At 46.2% G+C, this 318-nt stretch carries 1 pseudogene; it reads right to left on the reverse strand.

From position 1 onward, the window contains the following. Positions 1-112: 112 nt before the first annotated feature. Positions 113-318: pseudogene (locus P0G09_RS17065) on the reverse strand (group II intron reverse transcriptase/maturase); the annotation flags it as partial.

Genomic DNA, 318 nt, shown 5'->3' on the forward strand with positions numbered 1-318 from the left:
TTGAAGTTATCGCCGGATTTTCCCCCACTCCACACCGGACGTGCGACTTTCACCGCATCCGGCGTTCCATCGGTTGTTTTCACAAGCAGTTAATCAATCACCAAATGAAATGTTAGTTTTCTATTGCGGACAAACCAGCCTGCTGGCGCAGACTGTTCACTTTTAACATCAGTTCCTTTGTTGCCTTGAGCGTGTCGGCTATCTCTTTTAGCTCATTCTTAGGACACTCTTGCAGGAGTGGAAGAAATATATTATGGAACAAAATCATATTTCGATAGCGTTCCTTGCCGCCCAATTCTGCCGGTGTTTTCAGCCAGC

The organism is Faecalibacterium sp. DFI.5.82, from assembly GCF_029076575.1.
Taxonomy (GTDB): Bacteria; Bacillota; Clostridia; order Oscillospirales; family Ruminococcaceae; genus Faecalibacterium; species Faecalibacterium duncaniae.